The sequence below is a fragment of the Endozoicomonas atrinae genome (genome assembly GCF_001647025.1).
GTDB lineage: Bacteria > Pseudomonadota > Gammaproteobacteria > Pseudomonadales > Endozoicomonadaceae > Endozoicomonas > Endozoicomonas atrinae.
In genome coordinates, this window is record NZ_LUKQ02000767.1 from 1 (window position 1) to 533 (window position 533).

The 533-nt window shown below is 49.7% G+C and carries 1 protein-coding gene; it reads right to left on the bottom strand.

Annotated elements, in window-relative coordinates:
- Positions 1 to 533, bottom strand: a 533-nt coding sequence (locus tag AK963_RS30525; RefSeq protein WP_175404793.1) for a terminase gpA endonuclease subunit, incomplete at both ends; no start/stop codon positions are given.

The window sequence follows — 533 nt, forward strand, 5'->3', positions numbered from 1 at the left end:
CAATCCAGTGCTTCGTTGCGCTTCTTTTTGGCATCCCATTCAAAGTAGGCAACGCCGTGCTTGTATTTACGTACCTTCTCTTCTGCCGTGGCCTGCTTGAAGTAATCCTCATCAAAGCAGTCTGCAATGGGCCAGTGGCAGTAGCCTGCGCCAGGCTCAAGAATACGATAACGCTGGTAGATCAACTCTTTCGCAGTATCCGTTCCTACGAGAGTCAGATAGATGCCTTTCTTGTTCTTTGTCTTTGGGAAGGTCGCAATGGGTTTACCCGATTGAGATGCTCCTTTGATCGGTATTAACCAGTCCGTTCCATGCTTTCTTGAAAAGGCATAGACCTCATCGGTAAAGTGGCCGCCAGAGTCCATACAGATCTGAGCCAGATTCATCAGTACACCATCTTGCCTGCGGTAAGGTTTCCTCAACCGGTCCGCAAGAATGGACCAGATTTCCGGACGAGACAGATCGCCATAAAGGCGCACATAATCAATAGACCAGCTCTCTTCTCCTGCTCCCCAGCCCACCACTTCAAACTC